At 67.4% G+C, this 4305-nt stretch carries 6 protein-coding genes; 5 read left to right on the top strand and 1 reads right to left on the bottom strand.

What is annotated here, in order from left to right; genetic code table 11:
* The 4 genes from AC2VOP_RS12905 to AC2VOP_RS12890 form a co-directional block, all read left to right on the top strand.
* Window positions 1-401: PPE family protein, SVP subgroup (locus AC2VOP_RS12905; protein WP_486961337.1), on the top strand; the 401-nt coding region annotated here is incomplete at its 5' end.
* Between the two features lie 276 nt (window positions 402-677).
* Entirely contained in the window at window positions 678-1406 is a 729-nt protein-coding gene (locus AC2VOP_RS12900; protein ID WP_486961336.1) for an MgtC/SapB family protein, read from the top strand.
* A gap of 165 nt (window positions 1407-1571) precedes the next feature.
* Window positions 1572-2132, top strand: a complete 561-nt coding sequence (locus AC2VOP_RS12895; protein ID WP_486961340.1) for a LysM peptidoglycan-binding domain-containing protein — start codon at window positions 1572-1574, stop codon at window positions 2130-2132.
* 171 nt (window positions 2133-2303) lie between these two features.
* Window positions 2304-2948 (top strand): Rv1815 family serine proteinase, encoded by a 645-nt coding sequence (locus tag AC2VOP_RS12890; RefSeq protein ID WP_486961339.1) that lies wholly within the window; start codon window positions 2304-2306, stop codon window positions 2946-2948.
* Here the strand turns inward: AC2VOP_RS12890 and AC2VOP_RS12885 are convergent.
* Window positions 2945-3394, bottom strand: coding sequence for a PNPOx family protein (locus AC2VOP_RS12885; RefSeq protein ID WP_486961335.1), 450 nt, complete (start codon window positions 3392-3394; stop codon window positions 2945-2947). The two genes, AC2VOP_RS12890 and AC2VOP_RS12885, sit on opposite strands and share 4 nt — an antisense overlap.
* A 118-nt stretch (window positions 3395-3512) precedes the next feature.
* On the opposite strand from AC2VOP_RS12885, the gene AC2VOP_RS12880 reads away from it, so the two are divergent.
* Window positions 3513-4305, top strand: a 793-nt coding sequence (locus AC2VOP_RS12880; protein WP_486961338.1) for an FAD-dependent oxidoreductase, incomplete at its 3' end; no start/stop codon positions are given.

The raw sequence follows: 4305 nt of genomic DNA, 5'->3' as shown, positions 1-4305 counted from the left end.
AGTTGTCGGTGCCGCCGGCTTGGACGAAGGCCGCGCCCGAGGCCACGATGGCCACGTTAGCCGCTGCCGGGACGCCCGACACCGGCCCGGGTGCGGCCCCGGCCGCCGCTCCCGGCGGTCTCTTCGCCGACATGGCACTCGCGGGTTTGGTCGGCCGCTCAATCGGTGGTTCCGCCCCGCGGAGCCGCCCGGCCGCGGTGATGAACGGCTACGCACAGGGCCGGCTCGAACGTATGGTCAGCGAGCTCGCGGGCACCCACGAGGTGCAGCACTGGCACGTCGACCCGAGCAAACTCGATGATCTGTTGGAAGAACTGTCCGAAAAACCGGGCGTCCACGCGGTGCATGTGAACGACGACGGGCAGAGCAAGGGTAAGCTGCGACCGCGAAACCCCAGCTGACAGGGGAGTGTACGCGACCTTGCCGGTCGGCTTGACGGGCGATTGGCGTGGTGTCAGGATTGCCGCTGGATGAGCCCAAGTGGCTTCCCGGACAACCGGATACGGCGTGTGATGCCAAAGCTCTGACGAGCTCCGACGAGAGGGGTGCGACGCCCGGCCTCAAGCCCACGACAATATCGCGGCCGGTGATCTCCGGATAACGTGGTGGCGAACAGTGCTGCGCTACAACATGCTTCCTACCGTCTAGTCGGCAAGTCACGAAAGGGGAGGTGGCTGATGCAGACGCTGAGCATCGCCGATTTTGCCCTGCGCCTGGCTGTCGGGCTGGGTTGCGGTGCGTTGATCGGCTTGGAACGGCAGTGGCGGGCGCGGATGGCCGGGTTGCGCACCAATGCCTTGGTGGCGGCCGGGGCGACGCTGTTCGTGCTGTACGCGGTCGCCGCCAACGACAGCAGCTCCACCCGGGTGGCGTCTTACGTGGTGTCGGGTGTCGGGTTTCTCGGCGGTGGGGTGATCCTGAGGGAGGGGTTCAACGTTCGCGGCCTGAACACCGCGGCCACCCTGTGGTGCTCGGCGGCGGTGGGTGTGCTGGCCGCCGCCGGACTGCTGGTGTTCGCGCTGATCGCCACTGGCGCCATCGTCGGCACCCACCTGCTGGGTCGGCCGCTGGGCCGGTTCATCGACCGTGACCAGAACATCGAAGCAGATGAAGGGCAGTCGCCCTACCAGCTGCAGTTGATCTGTCGCCCCAAATCCGAAAAGTACGCTCGCGCCCAGGTTGTCCAGCACACTGCCAGCAACGACCTCGTGCTGCGCGGCGTCCACACCGGGCGGGCCGCCGACGACAACATCGTGTTGACGGCGTACCTGCTGGTGGACGGCCGCGCACCGGCCCGGCTGGAGCGTTTGGTCGCTGAGCTGTCTTTGCAACCCGGCGTCTACGCGGTGCACTGGCACTCCGGCGACCAGGCCAGCCCGATATCGCCGGCACCGCAGCCAGACTAAGCGCGGGTTGGTCCCGGCCCGCCGATATTACTTTCGGGTGCGAGCCAAAGCAGCCCGACGGGGGCCGACAGTCGCCTAGTCTTGCGCTGGTGGCACAGACGTGCCGACGCCCGGCCGGGATCGGCGGGGCCGCCTTGACCGGAAGGAGATGACGTGGCACAGAGCCTGGGAGACACGCTCACGGCAGGACAGAAGCTGATCAAAGGGGAGTCGCTGACGTCGAACAACGGGGCCTACACCCTGACATTGCAAGAGGATGGCAACGTGGTGCTGGCCGTGCGGGGCAAGGCGATCTGGGCCACTGGGACCAACGGCCAGAACGTCGTGCGCGCCGAGGTTCAGCCGGACGGCAACTTCGTGCTCTACACAGCGGATAAGCCGGTGTGGCACACCGACACCAAGGGCAAGAAGAACGTCAAGCTGGTGCTGCAGGACGACCGCAATCTGGTGCTGTATGCCGCCGACGGCCCAGCCTGGTCCAGCAAAACCGAGACCGACGCGCCACCGCCGCCGGAGCCCGCGGCCGAACCGGTTGCCGAAGAGGCGGCGCCGCCTCCGCCGGCGCCTGAGCCGACCCGGACCTACACGGTGCTCTCCGGCGACACGCTGTGGGCCATCGCCGAACGGTTCTACGGCGACGGCAGCAAATATCAGCAGATCGCCGACGCCAGCGGCGTCGCCAACCCCGACCTGATCCAGCCCGGCCAAGTACTGACGATTCCCTGATCGCGACGTCCTGGCCACCGCTCTGTGGTGCGTGCCGCGCTCGATGCTTCGCAGCCCCGCACCGGTAACCTAGGCAATCGACATGGTGTCCGGTGCAGCGCCGGCCCAAGACGATCGGAGTCGGCGGTGCACAGGCTGACGGCGCAGGCGGTTCAGCTGCTGGCGGCGGCGATGACCGCCGTGACCGGGTCAGCGGGGTTGCCGCCGTCGGTTGCCCGGGCCGATCCGGTGCTGGTGTTCCCGGGGATGGAGATCCGCCAGGACACCCATGTGTGCACCTTGGGCTACGTCGACCCGGCGCTGGGAATTGCCTTCACCGCTGGCCATTGCCGGGGCGGCGGAGCGGTCACCGACGCAGACGGCAACCATCTCGGTCAGCTTGCGAGCTTCCGGGACAACACCCCCGACGGCTCGACTATCGACACCGACCAGATGATCACCGACTACGAGACCATCGTGCTGGCCGACGACGTCGCGGTGAGCAATATCCTGCCCGACGGCCGCCCGCTGGAGTCCATCCCCGACCTGGGCGTGCAGCCCGGCGAGCAGGTCTGCCATTTCGGTGTCGTCACCCAGCAGAGCTGCGGAACCGTCGAACGCGTCAACAACGGGTGGTTCACGATGGCCCACGGCGTCGTCAGCCAACCGGGTGATTCGGGCGGGCCGGTGTATGTGGCCGGGGGTATCGGACCGGCACGAATCGTCGGCGTGTTCAACAGCGTCTGGGGCACCTACCCCGCCGCAGTGTCCTGGTCGGCCATCATGCAGCAGGTGCATGACGACGCCGCGGCGGCGGGTCCCCCACCTTCGGCTTAACCTTTGGGCGGCGCGAGCGCGAAGACCGGGATCAACGGTCCCGCGGCCAGGAATTCGCTGTCGCTGGAATCCGGTGTCAATCCGGCAACATGCCCTTTGACCTGCCAATACCACCGAGCCAGGTAGCGCCGCAGCAGTTCGGGTTTGGCGTCGTTGCTCACCTCGACGATGCGGGTCGGTCTGCGTCGCCACCACGGTCCGAGCTCGACGACGCCAGCGGCCCGGGCATTGCGCACCCACTGGGTGTCACCGCGTGGCGAGACCAGGTACTCCGCAGCGTCGACGGTGAGCACGTTGATGACCACCCCGCGGCGCTTTCCGCTCTTCCGGCCGCGGACGGCGAGGGCCTGAGTGCCGCCAAGGCTGATCCCCAATTCGGCGAGCCAGCGAACCACGGTGTTGGCGGCCCGGGCGGCCCGGTTCGGTTGGTCGTATCGCGCGGGCACCACGCATCCTCTCAATGGACCGGCGCGCTCTGGCAACGGTGCGCTGACTGCGACTCTGCCACGGTGCGGTCTATTCTGCGAGGCGATGAGTCTCGGAATCCAGGGGAGGGTGGCGCCGATGGGCACTGACATACCGCCAACCGTCAGCGTCGACGAGGTCACCTTGTGGTCGGATGACGTCGACGTGCTGGTGATCGGGTTCGGCATCGCCGGTGGATGCGCGGCGGTGAGCGCGGCGGCCGCCGGGGCACGAGTACTGGTGCTAGAGCGAGCGGGCGCGGCAGGTGGCACCACCGCGATGGCCGGCGGGCATTTCTACCTCGGCGGTGGCACCGCCGTCCAGCAGGCCACCGGGCATCCCGACAGCCCCGACGAGATGTACAAGTACCTGGTCGCGGTGTCGCGTGAGCCCGAACTCGACAAGATCCGGGCGTACTGCGACGGAAGCGTCGAACACTTCACCTGGCTGGAGGACCTGGGCTTTCAGTTCGAGCGCAGCTACTACCCGGAGAAAGCGGTGATCCAGCCCAGCACCGAAGGCCTGATGTACACCGGCAACGAGAAGGTGTGGCCATTTGTCGACCAGGCCGCCCCCGCGCCGCGGGGGCACAAAGTGCCGGTGCCCGGTGACACCCAGGGTGCCAAGCTGGTGATCGACCTGCTGCTCAAACGAGCCGAAAGCCTCGACGTGCCAATCCGATACGAGACCGGCGCCACCGGCCTGATCATCGACAGCTCGGGTGCGGTTGTCGGGGTGTTGGCCAAGCGCTTCACGGAAGTCGTTGCGGTCAAAGCCACGTCGGTGGTGATCGCTGCGGGCGGATTCGTGATGAACCCGGACATGGTGGCGCGGTACACGCCGAAGCTGGCGGAGAAGCCGTTCGTGTTGGGCAATACCTACGACGACGGTC

The organism is Mycobacterium sp. TH-M106 (assembly GCF_057473765.1).
Note: the sequence above shows the minus strand (reverse complement) of the source record. Positions and strands in the feature narration are given on the sequence as shown.

What these genes read in the sequence shown, in the direction of transcription:
- AC2VOP_RS12900 (WP_486961336.1), top strand. Translation starts at nt 678, where the DNA reads ATGCAGACGCTGAGCATCGCCGATTTTGCCCTGCGCCTGGCTGTCGGG.
- AC2VOP_RS12890 (WP_486961339.1), top strand. Translation starts at nt 2,304, where the DNA reads ATGACCGCCGTGACCGGGTCAGCGGGGTTGCCGCCGTCGGTTGCCCGG.